Source organism: Clostridium magnum DSM 2767, assembly GCF_001623875.1.
Classification (GTDB): Bacteria; Bacillota; Clostridia; order Clostridiales; family Clostridiaceae; genus Clostridium_AM; species Clostridium_AM magnum.
On record NZ_LWAE01000006.1, the window covers coordinates 260,062 to 276,649 of the forward strand.

The 16,588-nt window shown below is 32.9% G+C and carries 11 protein-coding genes, 1 other RNA gene and 1 pseudogene; 10 read left to right on the forward strand and 3 right to left on the reverse strand.

The genetic code is table 11. The features are described 5' to 3' along the window. Positions 1 to 2 precede the first annotated feature (2 nt). The 10 genes and pseudogenes from secG to CLMAG_RS22235 all read left to right on the forward strand — a co-directional run bounded on the left by secG (position 3) and on the right by CLMAG_RS22235 (position 14,253). Positions 3 to 236 carry a preprotein translocase subunit SecG gene (gene secG, locus CLMAG_RS22190; RefSeq protein ID WP_066627681.1) on the forward strand — a complete coding sequence of 78 codons (234 nt, stop codon included), beginning with the start codon at positions 3 to 5 and terminating at the stop codon, positions 234 to 236. A 255-nt stretch (positions 237 to 491) separates the two neighbouring features. Further along, positions 492 to 2,639: pseudogene (gene rnr, locus CLMAG_RS22195) on the forward strand (ribonuclease R); the annotation flags it as partial. 542 nt (positions 2,640 to 3,181) lie between these two features. Then, on the forward strand, positions 3,182 to 3,652 hold the full coding sequence (gene smpB / locus CLMAG_RS22200) for an SsrA-binding protein SmpB (RefSeq protein WP_066627683.1): 471 nt from the start codon (positions 3,182 to 3,184) through the stop codon (positions 3,650 to 3,652). Positions 3,653 to 3,963: 311 nt separating this feature from the next. After that, positions 3,964 to 4,319, forward strand: a transfer-messenger RNA (tmRNA) gene (ssrA, locus tag CLMAG_RS22205). A gap of 220 nt (positions 4,320 to 4,539) precedes the next feature. Further along, positions 4,540 to 6,213, forward strand: coding sequence for an AAA family ATPase (locus CLMAG_RS22210; RefSeq protein WP_066627686.1), 1,674 nt, complete (start codon positions 4,540 to 4,542; stop codon positions 6,211 to 6,213). 326 nt (positions 6,214 to 6,539) lie between these two features. Beyond that, entirely contained in the window at positions 6,540 to 8,210 is a 1,671-nt protein-coding gene (locus CLMAG_RS22215; RefSeq protein WP_066627689.1) for an acetolactate synthase large subunit, read from the forward strand. A gap of 15 nt (positions 8,211 to 8,225) precedes the next feature. Further along, positions 8,226 to 9,341 (forward strand): 4-hydroxybutyrate dehydrogenase, encoded by a 1,116-nt coding sequence (locus tag CLMAG_RS22220; RefSeq protein WP_066627691.1) that lies wholly within the window; start codon positions 8,226 to 8,228, stop codon positions 9,339 to 9,341. A gap of 370 nt (positions 9,342 to 9,711) precedes the next feature. Then, on the forward strand, positions 9,712 to 11,121 hold the full coding sequence (locus CLMAG_RS22225; protein ID WP_066627694.1) for a L,D-transpeptidase family protein: 1,410 nt from the start codon (positions 9,712 to 9,714) through the stop codon (positions 11,119 to 11,121). 175 nt (positions 11,122 to 11,296) lie between these two features. After that, complete coding sequence (locus CLMAG_RS22230; protein ID WP_066627697.1) at positions 11,297 to 13,300, forward strand: methyl-accepting chemotaxis protein; 2,004 nt, start codon at positions 11,297 to 11,299, stop codon at positions 13,298 to 13,300. An 86-nt stretch (positions 13,301 to 13,386) separates the two neighbouring features. Continuing rightward, the gene (locus tag CLMAG_RS22235) at positions 13,387 to 14,253 is read left to right on the forward strand and encodes a tRNA 2-thiocytidine biosynthesis TtcA family protein (protein WP_066627700.1); all 867 of its coding nucleotides are present in this window, start codon (positions 13,387 to 13,389) and stop codon (positions 14,251 to 14,253) included. Between the two features lie 146 nt (positions 14,254 to 14,399). Here the strand turns inward: CLMAG_RS22235 and CLMAG_RS31085 are convergent, their stop codons facing one another. From CLMAG_RS31085 to CLMAG_RS22250, 3 genes are all read right to left on the reverse strand, one after another. Next, on the reverse strand, positions 14,400 to 14,927 hold the full coding sequence (locus CLMAG_RS31085; protein WP_242873109.1) for a hypothetical protein: 528 nt from the start codon (positions 14,925 to 14,927) through the stop codon (positions 14,400 to 14,402). Between the two features lie 48 nt (positions 14,928 to 14,975). Further along, positions 14,976 to 15,410, reverse strand: coding sequence for a cell wall hydrolase (locus CLMAG_RS22245; protein ID WP_066627703.1), 435 nt, complete (start codon positions 15,408 to 15,410; stop codon positions 14,976 to 14,978). A 313-nt stretch (positions 15,411 to 15,723) separates the two neighbouring features. Further along, positions 15,724 to 16,581: an SDR family oxidoreductase gene (locus CLMAG_RS22250; RefSeq protein WP_066627706.1), complete on the reverse strand. Its 858-nt coding sequence runs from the start codon at positions 16,579 to 16,581 to the stop codon at positions 15,724 to 15,726. Positions 16,582 to 16,588 lie beyond the last annotated feature (7 nt).

The following is a 16,588-nucleotide window of genomic DNA, read 5'->3' on the forward strand; positions in this document are numbered from 1 at the left end:
GTATGCGTACTCTTTTAACTATATTACAGTCAATAGTAGCTATAGTATTAATTGTAGTTGTATTAGCACAACCAAGTAAAACTAATGGATTAAGCGGATTAGTTTCAGGTGGAGCTGGTGACACATTCTACTCAAAGAATAAATCAAGAACATCAGAAGCATTATTATCAAGAATTACAGTTATTTCAGCAATAATATTTGCAGCATTATGTATGATTCAAAATGTAGTAAAGTAAAACTAGAATAGTTTTAAATAAATAGAGTGGCTTTAAGCCACTCTATTTATTTTTCAATTAATTCTAACGATTCAAAACCAGGTTGACTGATGGATAATTTTACTATAACATTAAAACTACAAATAGTAAGGATTATTCAATATTTTTAAGGGAATAATAGAAGATAATAATAGATAAATTTATAATATACAGGTATTTATTTAAATTTTAAAATTCCAAATACTAAATTTATTAATTAAAAGGCGAGGTGAATTTATGAATATTAAAGAAACACTTATAAACTTCATGAGAGAACAGGCATATAAGCCTATGGACATATACGAATTAGGGCGAATTTTTAGTATAAAAAAAGCAGAGAGAAAAGTTTTTGAAAAGATATTAAATGAGATGGAAAGAGATGGACAGATCGTAAAAACCCGTACAGACCGTTATGGAATTCCAGATAGAATGAATCTTGTAGTTGGAAAACTTCAAGGTCATCAAAAGGGCTTTGGATTCGTAATAACTGAAGACGATACACCGGATGTCTTCGTACCATCCTCATATTTAAATGGCGCTATGCATGGAGATAAAGTAGTAGTTAAAGTAACAAGAGAAGAGAATAGAGGAAAAAAACGTGAAGGTGAAATAATAAGAATACTAGAGAGAAACAGTAAAACTATTATTGGTACCTATGAAGATAGTAAAAATTTTGGTTTTGTAGTACCAGAGGAGAAGAGAATATATCAGGATGTATTTATACCTAAGGAAAGCAGAAAAGGGGCTACAACTGGAGACATAGTAATAGCGGAAATAACCTCTTGGCCAGATAAAAGAAGAAATCCAGAAGGTAAGGTTATAGAAATACTAGGTAAAAAGGGAGATAAGGGTATTGATATTCTTACCATAATTAAAAAGTATGGATTGCCTGAAGAGTTCCCAGAAAAGGTAGTATCCTATGCTGAGCAAATACCAGAGGAAATACCAGAAGAAGAATATAAGGGAAGAGAAGATTTAAGAGATTTAACTATAGTGACTATAGATGGCGAAGATGCTAAAGATTTAGATGATGCTATATCCATAGAAAAGTTGCCAAACGGTAACTACTACTTAGGAGTACATATAGCTGATGTATCTAATTATGTAAAAGAAAAGAACGCTCTAGATAAAGAAGCTTTAAAAAGAGGAACTTCTGTGTACTTGATAGATAGAGTTATACCAATGCTTCCTAAGAAGCTTTCAAATGGCATATGCAGCTTAAATCCAAAAGTTGATAGACTTACCTTAAGCTGTTTTATGGAAATAGATAAGACAGGTAAAGTTGTTGATCACCGTATAGCAGAAACTATAATAAAGACTAGTGAAAGAATGACCTATACTAATGTAACTAAGATACTCAGAGATGAAGACCCAGAACTTATTGAAAGGTACGATTATCTTGTAGAGTCCTTTAAAATAATGGAAGAACTCTGCCACATATTAAATAAGAAAAGACGTACCCGTGGAGCTATAGACTTTGATTTTGAAGAATGTAAGATAATTCTTAATGAATTAGGAAAACCAGTAGATATTAAGCCATATGAAAGAGCTATAGCAAATAGGATAATTGAAGAATTCATGTTAGTGTGTAACGAAACTATAGCTGAGCACATGTTCTGGTCCAATATCCCATTTGTGTATAGAATACATGAGGATCCAGATGAAGAAAAACTAATGCATTTTAGTGAGTTTATTCATAACTTGGGATATGTAATGAAAATCAGTCAAGAAATACATCCTAAAGCTCTACAGGATGTTATAGAAAAAGTAAAAGGTAAAAAGGAAGAAACAGTAGTAAGTACCTTATTACTTCGCTCTATGAAACAGGCAAGATATTCTCCAGAATCCATAGGACACTTTGGATTAGCTGCAAAATATTATTGTCACTTTACATCACCTATAAGAAGATATCCAGACCTTATAATACACAGAATTATAAAGGCCTTTATACACGGAAAAATAGATCAGAAGAGAATAGAAAGATTAACAGCAGAAGTAGAATATGCTTCAAAACAATCATCAGATATGGAAAGATTAGCTCAGGATGCAGAAAGAGAAGTAGATGATCTTAAGAAGGCAGAATATATGAGCGAAAGAATAGGGGAAGAATACGATGGTATAATATCTTCCGTTACAAACTTTGGAATGTTTGTTGAGCTTCCAAATACAATAGAAGGTCTCGTACACATTAGTACTTTGGTTGATGATTATTATGTATATAATGAAAGACACTTAAGTCTTATAGGAGAAAGAACTAAAAATATCTATAGACTTGGGGATGAAGTGAAAGTTAAAGTTCTAAAAGTGGATATGTTCTCTCATGAAATACACTTCGAACTAATAAAGGAAGAAAATGATGAGGGTATAGAAGAAATAATTATAGAAAGAAATTATGATGTGGATGATATAGGAAGTAGCGATTTTAATACTGAGGATGATAAGTCTGAAGAATATTATGATGAGACAACAATCACAGATATTGAAAAAGAAGATGCTGAAGAAAACACCTTAAAACAGGCATCTATGTCACCAGTAGGAGAAACAGAAGATGGAAAGGAAAACTCAGCGGTAGTTCTTACTGAAGATTTTCAAAGAAAGTTAAGATGAAGTGGAAACTTGAATCAGATGGGGTTTGTCTTCGACTCCGGGGCATTGCCCGTTAAATGCCATTTAGGCATCTAACCCCCATCTGATTCTTAGTTGAACGAATCCAGGGACGTACCCGCTCGCAACGTACGCTTCTCAAAGAGGGAGTATTAGAGCGGGTAGTCATCGGATAAAGGTGTTAAAGGCCCCTTATATAGGATGTGAAACCTAGATTAGGGGCTTAAAACTCTTTTGGGAAAATAAGTAAATTATTTCTTGACATTAACTTCCTAATAGAATATAATTAAATACTACGAATAAAATCTAAAGTAGGTGTTTTTATGGCCCAAAGTAAATCAGTAAACAAAACTCTTGCTGAAAACAGAAAAGCAAGACATGATTATTTTATAGAAGAGAGTATGGAAGCTGGTATAGAGCTTGTAGGAACAGAAGTTAAGTCTATAAGAGCAGGAAAAGCAAATCTTAAGGATAGTTATGCAGAAATAATAAATGGAGAAATATTTGTTAGAAACATGCATATAAGTCCTTATGAAAAAGGAAACATATTTAATAAAGATCCTCTTAGAGATAGAAAGCTTCTTCTTCATAAAGAAGAAATAGGACGATTATTAGGATATACTACTCAGCAGGGGTATACACTTATACCATTATCCTTATATCTTAAACAAGGAAGGGTAAAAGTTAATCTAGCAGTAGCTAAAGGTAAAAAGAACTACGATAAGAGAGATGCTATGCTTGAAAAGGCAGCTAAGAGAGATATAGATAGACAGATGAAAGAAAGACTTAGATAGACCCTTTAGTTTTGTAGTGATTTTCTATAATTTCTATGCTGTAATAGGAAATATGGTATTAAAATTTAAGAATTTAAAATAAAGATTGCTATAACATTTTGCTTATTAGAAAAATAATAAGAAAGCATCCAAGAAATGATTAATCAGCAGTAAAAATCCTATTGATAACTTTCTGCATCTGATGTATTATAATAACTGTCAGGTGAGCAAAAGTCCTTGACGATGAGAGTTTTGAATGATACAATTTAATAATACAAATTGCGTTTATAAAAAAGATACACTCATCACCCAAGTGTTATGAGTTATAACAAGGGGGCGTATTGGCTTCGACGGGGGTATGTTGTATCTAAGAAGCGAGTGGAGGGAACCTGTGGACCCGCCTTAAAAAACTATAGGATTAAATATAAACGCTAAAAACGATAATTTAGCTTTAGCAGCTTAATCTGCTAACGTCAGCCCGGTAGTACCGCGGACCGGAATCTGGCGACGACAGCGGTGAAACGAGCCTGTGTAAGCTTTGCCACAGGAACGGGATTTATGAAGCTACTGAAACTAGAAGCCTGTCCTTGGGCGTCTAGTAGAGGGAATGTTAATATAAGGACTGCACTCGGAGATGCTTAGGTATTACGACTTTCGGACAGGGGTTCGACACCCCTCGCCTCCACCATACATATAAAGACCGCCTGCAAGTGGCTTAAACAGCTGCTTGCAGGCGGTTTTGTTTTTGTTGGGTGAGGATAGCTCCACCAAATATATATTATGATTAAGTGTATAAAATTTTCAAATGTTATTGTTATAGAATGGGAACTTTTATATCATAATTATAGTATAAAGCTTTTTATTTTGATAAAATAATTATAATAGTTTAAGGGAAAGAAGGTGATAGCTTGAAAAAAAGCATACCAATTGGAATTTCAAACTTTAAAGAATTAATAGAGGGTAATTATTATTTTGTAGATAAGACTTCTGTAATAAAAGAATTTATACGAAATTCAGCACAAGTAATTCTTACTCCAAGACCGAGAAGATTTGGAAAAACCCTTAATATGAGTATAATAAAACATTTCTTTGATATGAATGAAGAAAATAAACACCTATTCAAAGGTTTAAAAATAGAACAAGATAAAGAAACAATGAAGCTAAATCAGAAATATCCAGTAATATTCATTTCGTTTAAAGGAATCAAATATGAGAATATGGAAGATGCTATTAAAGCATTTGCTTCAGTACTATCTGATGTATATAAAAAATATATGTATTTGTTAGATGGCGATAATATGGTAGATATCGAAAAAAGAGAATTTAACAAAGTTCTTAACAAAGAAGCGGATATAGTATTATTATCAAGTGCTATAAGTAATTTAATGGCATATTTAAGTGAGTATCATAATAAAAAGGTAATCCTATTAATTGATGAGTATGATGTACCTATTCAGGAAGGATACATTAAGGGATATTATGAAAAAATTATATCCTTTGAAAGAAATATGCTAAGTGAAGCATTAAAGGATAATAATTATTTAGAAAAGGCTATGTTGACAGGCATACTACGAGTAGCGAAAGAAAGTATCTTTTCAGGACTAAATAACTTAAAAGTATCATCACTTACAGGATTTGAATTTAGTGAGAAATTCGGATTTACCGAAAGCGAAGTAATTGAATTGCTAAAGTATTATAATTTACAAAAAGAATTAATAAAGATAAAAGATTGGTATAACGGATATATATTTGGAGATACAACTATCTATAATCCATGGTCAGTTTTAAATTATTTAGATAATATAAGAGAAGGGTTAAAAGCTTACTGGATAAATACAAGTGCTAATGATTTAATCAAAGGAATTCTTTCAAGAGGCAATGAGGAAATAAAAAGAGATTTAGAAATTTTAATCTCTGGTGAAAAAATCAAAAAGGTAGTAAATGACAATATAGTTATGACGGAAATAGAAGATAGTAGTGAAAATCTGTGGAGTTTTTTGTTATTTACAGGATACTTAAAAGTAAGTAATAAAGAGACTGTTGATGGGGATTTGGTATGTGAATTAAAAGTTCCCAATAAAGAAGTATACACATTCTATAGAAACATAATAAAAAAGTGGTTCTCGGAAAGTATTAGCAGTACAAAGTATAATGCAATGATTAAAGCTTTAATAACAGGAGATATTAAGGTTTTTGAATATATATTAAAGGAATTTGTGCTAAATAGTATTAGCTATTTTGACATAGGAGGAAAGGAACCAGAGAAGGTTTATCATGCCTTTGTATTAGGGATGTTAATTTCACTTTCAGATGATTATTATGTTAAATCAAATAAGGAAAGTGGATACGGAAGATATGATGTTATGCTCGTTCCAAAGGAAGTTTCTAAGCTTGCAATAATAATTGAATTTAAGAAAATTAGTGATTTTTCTAAGGATACTATGGAAGAAGCTACAGAAGAAGCATTAAAACAAATAAAAGATATGAATTATAGAGCAGAGTTAATAGAAGGAAATGTAGAGAATATAATAGAGTTAGCTATTGTATTTAGAGGTAAAGAGGTAAAAGTTACAAAAAGGTAGTAGATTTCACTTACGATGCTTTGCCTCTACTATACATATTGAAAATTGCCTGTAAGTGGTTTAAGTAGCTATTTACAGGCAATTTTTGTTTAATGAAAATGTCACTAAGTGATTATTATTACTATAATTATACTATCTTACAAATAATAAATCGTTTCTGAAGGATAGTCACAATCATTTTGTTGTGATAAAATAAGAAAAAAAGTGATGGAAAGGTGTTGTTAGTTGAAGTATCATAATAAATAAAGCTATAAATAACAAACTGTTAAATGTAAGTAATTAATTTTAATTTATTAATAAAATCAATAAAGATTAGGGGCGTTTATATGAGTAGAGAGATAAAAGAAGAAGTTCAGTTAAATACAGCACAAATGCTGATAAAATGTTTAGAAGCTGAAGGGGTAGAATATATCTTTGGTATTCCAGGTGAAGAAAATTTAGAAGTAATGAACGCAATTGCAGATTCAAGTATTAAATTTATAACAACTCGTCATGAGCAGGGTGCTGCATTTATGGCAGATGTATATGGACGTTTAACGGGGAATGCAGGCGTCTGTCTAGCAACACTAGGTCCAGGTGCAACTAACTTAGTAACTGGTGTAGCAGATGCTGATAGTGATGGTGCTCCAGTTGTTGCGATTACAGGTCAGGTTGGTACTGAAAGAATGCACATTACATCACACCAATTTCTAGACCTATGCAAAATGTTTGAGCCAATTACAAAGAGAAGTAAACAAATTGTTCGTCCTGACACTGTAAATGAGATTGTAAGGCTTGCTTTTAAATACGCAGAAAGTGAAAAGCCAGGGGCATGCCATATTGACTTACCTGTAAATATTGCGAAAATGCCGGTAAGCATTGGAGAAAAGCCTTTGGAAAAGAAAATACCACCAAAGGAACATGCGGATTTATCAACAATCGAGGATGCTGCAAGTGAAATATTTAAAGCTAAAAATCCTGTTATCTTAGCTGGAAGTGGTGCTGTAAGAGGAAACACTTCAAAAGCTGTTACAGAGTTTGCAACTAAGCTAAAGATTCCAGTAATTAATACAATGATGGCAAAGGGCATTATTCCTTTTGATAACAAATATTCAATGTGGACAATTGGGATTCCACAAAAAGATTATGTGAATAAAATTATAGAAGAAGCAGATTTAGTAATAACAGTTGGATATGATATTGTAGAATATGCTCCGTCAAAGTGGAACCCAAAGGGACAGACTGAGATTGTACACATTGATGCAAGACCATCTCATATCAATAAGCTTTATCAACCAGTGGTAGAAGTGGTTGGAGATATTTCAGATGCACTCTACAATATAATGAGGAGAACATCTAGCAAAGCGGAACCGGTAAAGGCCTTGGAGATTAAAGCAAAAATGTTAGCTGAACATGAAAGCTATGCAGAGGATAATGGTTTTCCAATGAAGCCCCAAAGAATTTTGAATGATGTCAGAAAGGTTATGGGACGAGAAGATATTGTTATATCAGATGTAGGTGCTCATAAAATGTGGATTGCTAGGCACTACAACTGTTATGAACCTAATACTTGTATTATTTCAAATGGTTTTGCTACTATGGGCATTGCTATACCAGGTGCAATCGCAGCTAAATTGATTAATCCGGATAAGAAAGTATTAGCTATTGCCGGAGATGGCGGCTTTATGATGAACGACCAAGAATTAGAAACGGCATTGCGTATAGGAACTCCAATTGTAGTTTTAGTATTTAATGATAATAATTATGGTTTAATAAAGTGGAAACAAGAGGAACAATATGGCAAGAGCTGTTATGTGAACTTTACTAATCCTGATTTTGTAAAATTTGCAGAGAGTATGCATGCAAAGGGATATAGAGTAGAAAAAGCAGAAGATTTAATTCCAACCCTAGAAGAAGCATTTAAACAAAATGTACCAGTAGTTATTGATTGTCAGGTTGATTATGAGGAAAACCTAAAGCTGACAAATCACCTAAAGGAGATTTACGGAAATATTTAAAAATGGGGGCAGAAAATGAAGGCACTATCTATCAAACCAGAAATTCATACTTTTGATACATGTAAAGAATTTATAGATAACTTTCAAATAGGGAGAGAGGATTTAATTATAACAAGTGAACACACATATGTTTCCTATTTCTCTAAGTATAATCTAGATACTAATGTTATTTTTATAAGAAACTACGGTCATGGAGAACCAAGCGATGAAATGGTAGAAGCAATCTATAAGGATATAAAGGATATTCCTTATAAAAGAGTAATTGCCATTGGCGGAGGCAGTGTTCTTGATGTATCAAAATTATTCGCATTAAAAACAGTTTCACCAGTGATTGATTTATTTGATCACAAATTAGGATTTATAAAGGATAAGGAATTAGTTTTAATACCAACAACCTGTGGAACAGGTAGTGAAGTAACTAATATTTCTATTCTTGAATTAAAGGCAAGGCAAACAAAATTAGGCCTTGCTGTAGAGGAATTATATGCAGATTACGCTATTATGATTCCAGAACTTTTAGAGGATTTACCTTTTAAGTTTTTTGCCACTAGCTCAATTGATGCTTTAATTCATGCTATTGAATCAAGTATGTCACCAAAAGCTACAGATTTTACAGAACTATTTTCTTACAAGGCAATGGAAATGATTCTAAAAGGATATGAAGAAATTGCAAACCATGGACCGGAGGCGAGAATTCCACTACTAAAGGAATTTTTGTTAGCAAGTACTTATGCTGGGATTGCATTTGGTAATGCAGGATGTGGAGCAGTACACGCTATGAGCTATCCTTTAGGTTCCAGATATCATGTTCCTCATGGAGAAGCAAATTATCAAATGTTTATTGGAGTATTTAAAACATACCAACGTCTAAATCCAACAGGAAAAATTACAAAATTGAATAAATTTTTAGCTGGTGTTCTGAACTGCAAAGAGGATGAAGTTTATGTTAAAATAGAAGAATTATTAAATGTATTGATTCCTAAAAAACAATTACGTGAATATGGATTAAAAGAAGAAGAGTTAAAGGTATTTACTGAAAGTGTTATGACAAAACAAGGCCGTTTAATGGCAAATAACTATGTAGAATTAAATGAAAAAACGGTGTATGAAATATACAAATCACTATATTAAAAAATTAATGAAATCAGAAGCGAAAATTTTAACTATTATCCTTTGTTACCAGCATAAATAGTGAAAATCGCCTGTAAGCAGCTTAAGTAGCTACTTATGGGCGGTTTTGTTTTTTGTCTGTCAGATTAGATTCAACTACTAAATTTGTAACATCAATTAAGCTTTTCTTTAGTAATTATTAAATTTTTGGGGGATATTTATTACCCATCTCATGTGTTCATAGAATTTTAATTTTTTTTCAAAATTATAAAACATAATTGTCTTAAATATGAATTTTCATACATAAAATGGAATGTAAGATTTATAAAGTTCAGTAACATTAAGTCATGCAAAGGATTAATTTTAAGTTTCTATTGAAATTATAAAGGGGATGGGTATTACGGAAAAGGAAAAAAATAAACGTAATAAAATTATAATAGGTACAGTGATTTCTCTCTGCACTCTACTTATTATATACTTTAGTATGGCGGCATATTTTAAAAATCACTTCTATTTTGGCTCTGAAATCAATGGAATTAATGTTTCTACTAAAACTGTAGAGGAAGCAAAGGGAGAAATGGCATCGAAGCTAAAGACGTATTCGTTGAGTTTGGAAGAACGAGACAGTAAAAACGAACAAATTAAAGGATCAGATATTGGTTTAAAGTACAATTTTGGAGAACAACTTAAGACTTTTAAAGATAGGCAGAATCCTTATAAATGGGTATCATCATTTTTTAATACAGAAGATTCTAAAATGAAGATTGAAGTTTCGTATGATACGAAGCTATTAAAAGAAAGAATAGATAAACTTTCCTGTTTTGATAGTAAAAATATAGTTGAACCTAAAAACCCTAGCTTTAAATATGCAGATAAAGGCTACACCATTGTAGGTGAAGTAAATGGAAACAAGGTTAATAAAGAAATCTTATATGATAATGTGGTAAAGGCAATAAACAAAGAGGAGGCTGCAGTAGATTTGGAAGCAGCCAATTGTTATGTTCGTCCAAAATACACTAAAGATTCACCGAAAACTATTGAAGTGAAGAATACTCTTAATAAGTATGTATCTTCAAAAGTTACGTATACTTTTGGAGATGGTAAAGAAATTATAGATGGCTCCACAATAAACAAATGGCTTACGGTTAATGAGGATCTTGGAGTTATATTTGATGAAGAAAAAGTAAAAAGCTATATGGAATCACTTTGTAATACCTATAATACAGTTGGGAAGGTAAGAAATTTTTCTACATCATCAGGAAATACTATGACTATTGGTGGTGGTGACTATGGATGGCATATTGATACTGCCAAGGAAACCCAAGCTTTAACCGATGCAATTAAAGAAGGAAAAACTATAACTAAAGAGCCAACATACCTCCAAACTGCCGCAGCTCATGGTAGTAACGATATTGGAAATACCTATGTAGAAATAGATATGAGAAATCAACATTTATGGTTTTATAAAAATGGTTCACTAATAGTACAGGGAGACGTTGTTACAGGTAATGTAAGCGCTAATCACTCAACACCTGAAGGTATTTATAAGTTAAAATATAAGGAAAGAAATGCTGTCCTAAGAGGACCGGGATATAGTTCGCCTGTTAACTTTTGGATGCCCTTTAATAATGGCATTGGAATTCATGATGCAAGCTGGAGAGGTGAATTTGGTGGAAGTATATATAGAACAAGTGGTTCCCATGGTTGTGTAAATTCACCATACTATTTAGCAAAGACAATATTTGATAACATTGATGAGGGTACTCCGGTTATTTGTTATTATTCATATGGTAAAGCATAATTTAAATAAAAAACCTTGCTGATTGCAGTCAGTAAGGTTTTATTTTTGCATTAAATTCTTCAGGATATATTTATGTACTAAACAAATTCGCATACTAAATAAAATATGAAGAAAGTTCGAAATAAGCCGATAATATAATTAATATGTCGAATATATAAGAAAAGAGGTGTTCTATATGAAGAGGAAAGTAACTTTCAATTTCCAAAGTATTAAAGTTAAGTTGATATCAATATTACTGTTGCTATGTTTAGTTCCTATTATTTTATCTGGGTTATACACCTATAATAAAACTAGTGAGCTTCTATCTGATGAATTTCAATCTTCAACTACAGCAACATTGAAGGAGGTTAACAGGGGAATAGATAACTATTTCTCAAGCTTTGAAGGTACTTTGAATATGCTGGCTGAAAATACAATGATTAAGAATATAGACAGCAGTGAAGAAAATAGAAAAAGTGCCTTAAAGTTATTAGGAGATGCTACAGAAAGTAGAGAAGATATCTTGCAAGTTTATTTTGGACAGCCGAATAAGGGGTTTTTAATTTACCCTGAATCCAAGATGGCGGATGGTTTTGATCCTACTGCAAGGCCATGGTATAAAAATGCTATAGATAAAAAAGGAAAAGTAACCTATACAGACCCATACAAGAGTGCGGTAGATGGTAAAATAATAGTTTCTATATCCAGAACTGTAGAGAATAATGGAACTATAGTTGGTGTAATATCCATGAATGTTGACTTAGAGGCTCTATCAAATGGATTAGCTGCCATAACAATTGGGGAAAAAGGATATGTGTTTGTAACTGATTTAAAAGGTACAATGATTGCTCATCCTGATAAGAAGTTACTAGGTGGAGATATTGTAACAACCTTAAGCTATTGGGAAAAAGCAAAAACCTCGAAATATGGTTTCGAAAAATATACTTATAACGGTGAAGATAAATACGCAGTATATAATACAAATAATATAACTGGTTGGAAGATAATGGCATCAATGCCGATGGATGAATTAATCTCTAAGACAAAGATCATCAAGGTGGCTAATGTAACTATATTTGTTATAATTGCAATTATTGGCACAATCATAGCGCTTTTAGTAGGCAGGAGCGTAACTTCAAAGATTATAGTTCTAAAAGATGCTTTTGAAAAGGCCTCTGAAGGAGATTTGACAGCAGAAGTTAGCATAAATACCAAGGATGAATTTGGAGAACTAGGGAATAACTTTAATGTTATGGTGAAAAGAATAGGAGAATTAGTCTTAAATTTAAGGACCTCCTCTGAGATAATTTCAAGAACTTCTAGTAATGTAAATGGAATGGCAAAAGAGACTAATAATGCTATAAATGAAGTGGCTACAACTATTGATCAAGTAGCACAGGGAGCTTCTGAAACATCTCAGGATATACAGTCCGGTGTCACAGCCATTAATAATCTTGCCGGTAAGATAGATAGAATAGATAGTTTAACTAATGAAATGATCAATATATCAGATGAATCAAATAAGCTTAGTCAAGAAGGTCTAGGGGTCATGAATATACTTACAGATAAAACAGAGAAGAATATAAAAGCCTCTGAAGAGGTAGCTGTAGTTGTTGTGGATATGAAGACTGAAGCGGGAAAGATATCAGTGATTACAGATACCATAAACCAAATTGCTGAACAAACTAATTTATTGGCTTTAAATGCGGCTATAGAAGCTGCAAGAGCTGGAGAAGCAGGAAGAGGGTTTTCTGTAGTTGCAGATGAAATAAGAAAACTTGCGGAACAATCTACATCAGCAACCCAGCAAATTCAGGAATTAATTTCAGGGATTAAGAATAAAACAGAATCTGCAGTACAATCTATGGAGATTTCCAATTCAATTGTAGGAGAGCAGAGTCGGGCAGTTACTGAGACTAGAGACATATTTAATAAAATACTCCATTCTATTAATGGTCTTACAGAAGAAATAAAGTTAGTACAGAAAGCTACAATTGAGACTAATAAGGCAAAAACAGAGATAATTGGTAGAATGCAAAACATATCTGCAGTTTCAGAGGAGTCCTCAGCAAGTGCAGAGGAAGTATCAGCCACTACCGAGGAAGTTGCTGCAGCAATGAACGAGTTTTCTAACTCAGCGGTTGAACTAAAGGAACTTTCAGAAGAGCTGGAAAAACAGATTAATAAATTTAAGATATAAATATTCAGGGCTATAATACTGCAGTTTCCAAAGACAAAACTCTTTAAAAATGATATAATATTGTGGTCAAAAGAGAGGTGTAAAGTATGAGTGATATTGCAGGAAAAGGTTGTGAAGTATTAGTTCCATTTAATGAACGAAAGCCCCTTGAGGAAATAGAACGTAGTATTACTAAAAAATATAAAAAATATATATGGTCAAAGTTTATTAAAGCCATAAAGGATTATAAATTAGTAGAGGATGGAGACAAGATAGCAGTAGCGGTATCTGGTGGAAAAGACAGTTTGTTAATGTCTAAATTGTTTCAAGAGCTAAAACGTCATGGTCAGATGAACTTCGAATTAGAGTTCATTGCTATGGATCCAGGGTATCACCCTGATATTAAAAAGCTGCTAATAGACAACTGTAACTATTTGAACATTCCTATTCACATTTTTGAATCTGGAATTTTTGAAGTAGTAGACCGTATTGCAAAAGACTATCCTTGTTATATGTGTGCAAAAATGCGTAGAGGATCACTGTATACAAAGGCTAAGGAATTAGGTTGTAATAAACTGGCCCTTGGACATCACTTTAATGATGTTATTGAAACGACTCTATTAAATGTATTGTATTCAGGAAACTTTAAGACAATGCTTCCTAAGTTGAAATCTACCAATTTTGAAGGGTTGGAATTAATTCGTCCTCTTTACTATATTGAAGAGCAGAGTATTCAGCGTTTTACACAAAATAGTGGTATTTGGCCTCTTAATTGTGCATGCATGGTGGCTGCTGAAAAAATAGGGAATAAGCGTTATGAGATTAAAGACCTAATTAAAGAATTAAAAGTTAACTTTAAAGATGTGGAGAAATCAATCTTTAGAGCAGCGGAAAACGTAAATATGCAATCTATTTTAGGCTGGGAAAAGGACGGAAAGAAGTACTCCTATCTAGACCTTTATAATGAAGAATAGAGTTAAGTATAAAGCATATATCCATTTTTAAGAAGTAATCATATGGAAATAAGCTTAAATAAAGAAAAAACGATTAATAAGATCAGCAAAAAATGCTGATCTTATTAATTTAAATGTAGTCAAATAAAAACTAAATAGTATATAAACTAAACAGTTGGGAAAATGACTACAAATTTTATTGAATAAATATCTGCAAGAGTCAAATTGTTTGTTTGAGTTTCTCTTAGAATAATATAGCTTATTCCTACCTTTTCTAATATTCCCTCACGGTCTTGTACTGTATTGGTTCCGAGTAGGAAGGTTACTCTCATTCTCTTTCCTATTTGTGTTCTTAAGTATCCCTGTGTGTACTCAGTGCTTAACACTACAGGTGCGCCAGGTTGAACTTCAAAAGGTGATTCTGGTGTTGAAGGAGGCATTGGCATAGGCATTGCCATTGGTATTTGAGGTGTTTGAATAGGTGTTTGCATAGGAATATTGTCTTGTGGCATTGTTTCACCCCCCATAATATTTTCTTCCATTGGAATATCCTCTCCCTCCTGAATTGGCTCATCAAACATTTCTGGACTTGGCATAGGGAATGCTTCTGGCATTGAGTTAGCATGTGCTCCAGGATTTTCTGGTACGGCCCTAGAAAAGTTGTTCATATAATTTAAATAACAATCTGGAAACATATATTTACCTCCGCAGTCTATTTATAATTTTTTATATAGGATCAATAATTAGGTCTCAAAATAACTTGCTGTAGGATTGTAGTAGCAGTGTTTTAGTATTTTTACTTGGAACCTGCCATTACCGTTATACGGGAAAGTATAAGGACAAGGAGCGAATGGGTTAAAGTACCACAAAGAAGAACCTATTGTAAATAATCTATTACCTGCTAATGCCCAATCGGCTATATCATAATGTATTTGCTCTGGTGGGTTAGCCCAAATAGTCTGAGGATTAGCTACTCCACCAAGTACAGGACGCATACAATCAAATTGTCCCTTTTGATAAATTATCTTTCTAACATCACCTTGACCAATTCTACGATATTCACCATCAGGAACACGTACTCTGTTCATGACAACAGTGGCAACACCTTTCATACCGTTGTCGCCTTCTCCGCCAGCTTCACACTTAATAATTCTAGCTAACAACTCTCTGGCATCCACTAGTTATTCACCTCATTAAATTTGCTTACAATATTATTTTATTTACTAGGCGAAAAAATGTTACAATTATAAGAGAGTATCGTAATACAAAATATTACATTTTTAACGTTAAAAATAAAATAAAAACCCCTTAAGGTAGAAATAAATATAAATTCCTATCTTAAGGGGTGTTTTTATCCGATGACTACCCGCTCTAATACTCCCATCTTCTTCAAAGTGTACGTTGCGAGCGGCTACGTCCCTGGATTCGCTCAACTAAGAATCAGGTGGAGTTTGAAACTCCACCTGATTCAAGTTTTCACTTCATACAACTCTATCCATTTACAATAACTCCACCATTAACATGTATAGTTTGCCCAGACACATAAGAAGAATCTGGCGAAGCCAAAAATACATAGGCACCAGCAAGCTCAACTGGTTGACCTGGTCTTCCATAATTAGTGCTTGAACCAAACTTAGCAACTTTTTGTTCATCAAAGGAAGAAGGAATAAGAGGAGTCCAAATTGGGCCGGGAGCAACAGCATTGACCCTTATGTTTCTAGCAACTAGTGACAGAGCCAAGGATCGTGTAAAGGTAACAACAGCACCTTTAGTGGCAGAATAATCTAGTAAAAGTTCATCTCCTTTATATGCAGTAATAGAAGCAGTATTTATAATAGAACTTCCATTCTTAAGGTGAGGCATTGCAGCTTTTGTTAAGAAAAACATACTAAAGATATTTGTTCTGAAAGTTTTTTCAAGTTGAGTTGCTGTTATATCTTCAATACTATTTTGAGGATATTGAGCTGCGGCATTGTTAACAAGAATATCTATCCTGTTAAAGGCCTCCATAGTTTTCTGAACTGCCAAGATGCAGAAATTTTCATCTCCTATATCGCCGGGAATCAGGATGCATTTCCTTCCCTTTTGTTCTATAATTTTTTTAGTTTCCTCTGCATCTTGATGTTCATCAAAATAGACAATAGCTATATCAGCACCTTCCTTAGCATAGGCTATTGATACAGCCTTTCCAATACCACTATCCCCGCCAGTAATTAGAGCTACTTTATCTTTTAATTTATCTGACCCCTTATACTGAGGGTCTTCAAAAATCGGTGGTGGATTCATTAAAGCTTCAATGCCTGGTTGTTTATCTTGCTTTTGAGCTGGTACTGTTTTAGGAAAATCCATATTAATA

Excerpts from the sequence above, each read along its gene's own strand:
- CLMAG_RS22215 (WP_066627689.1), top strand. The coding sequence starts at position 6,540 with ATGAGTAGAGAGATAAAAGAAGAAGTTCAGTTAAATACAGCACAAATG.
- CLMAG_RS22225 (WP_066627694.1), top strand. The coding sequence starts at position 9,712 with ATGGGTATTACGGAAAAGGAAAAAAATAAACGTAATAAAATTATAATA.
- smpB (WP_066627683.1), top strand. The coding sequence starts at position 3,182 with ATGGCCCAAAGTAAATCAGTAAACAAAACTCTTGCTGAAAACAGAAAA.
- secG (WP_066627681.1), top strand. The coding sequence starts at position 3 with ATGCGTACTCTTTTAACTATATTACAGTCAATAGTAGCTATAGTATTA.
- CLMAG_RS22250 (WP_066627706.1), bottom strand. The coding sequence starts at position 16,581 with ATGGATTTTCCTAAAACAGTACCAGCTCAAAAGCAAGATAAACAACCA.
- CLMAG_RS22235 (WP_066627700.1), top strand. The coding sequence starts at position 13,387 with ATGAGTGATATTGCAGGAAAAGGTTGTGAAGTATTAGTTCCATTTAAT.
- CLMAG_RS22230 (WP_066627697.1), top strand. The coding sequence starts at position 11,297 with ATGAAGAGGAAAGTAACTTTCAATTTCCAAAGTATTAAAGTTAAGTTG.
- CLMAG_RS22220 (WP_066627691.1), top strand. The coding sequence starts at position 8,226 with ATGAAGGCACTATCTATCAAACCAGAAATTCATACTTTTGATACATGT.
- CLMAG_RS31085 (WP_242873109.1), bottom strand. The coding sequence starts at position 14,927 with ATGTTTCCAGATTGTTATTTAAATTATATGAACAACTTTTCTAGGGCC.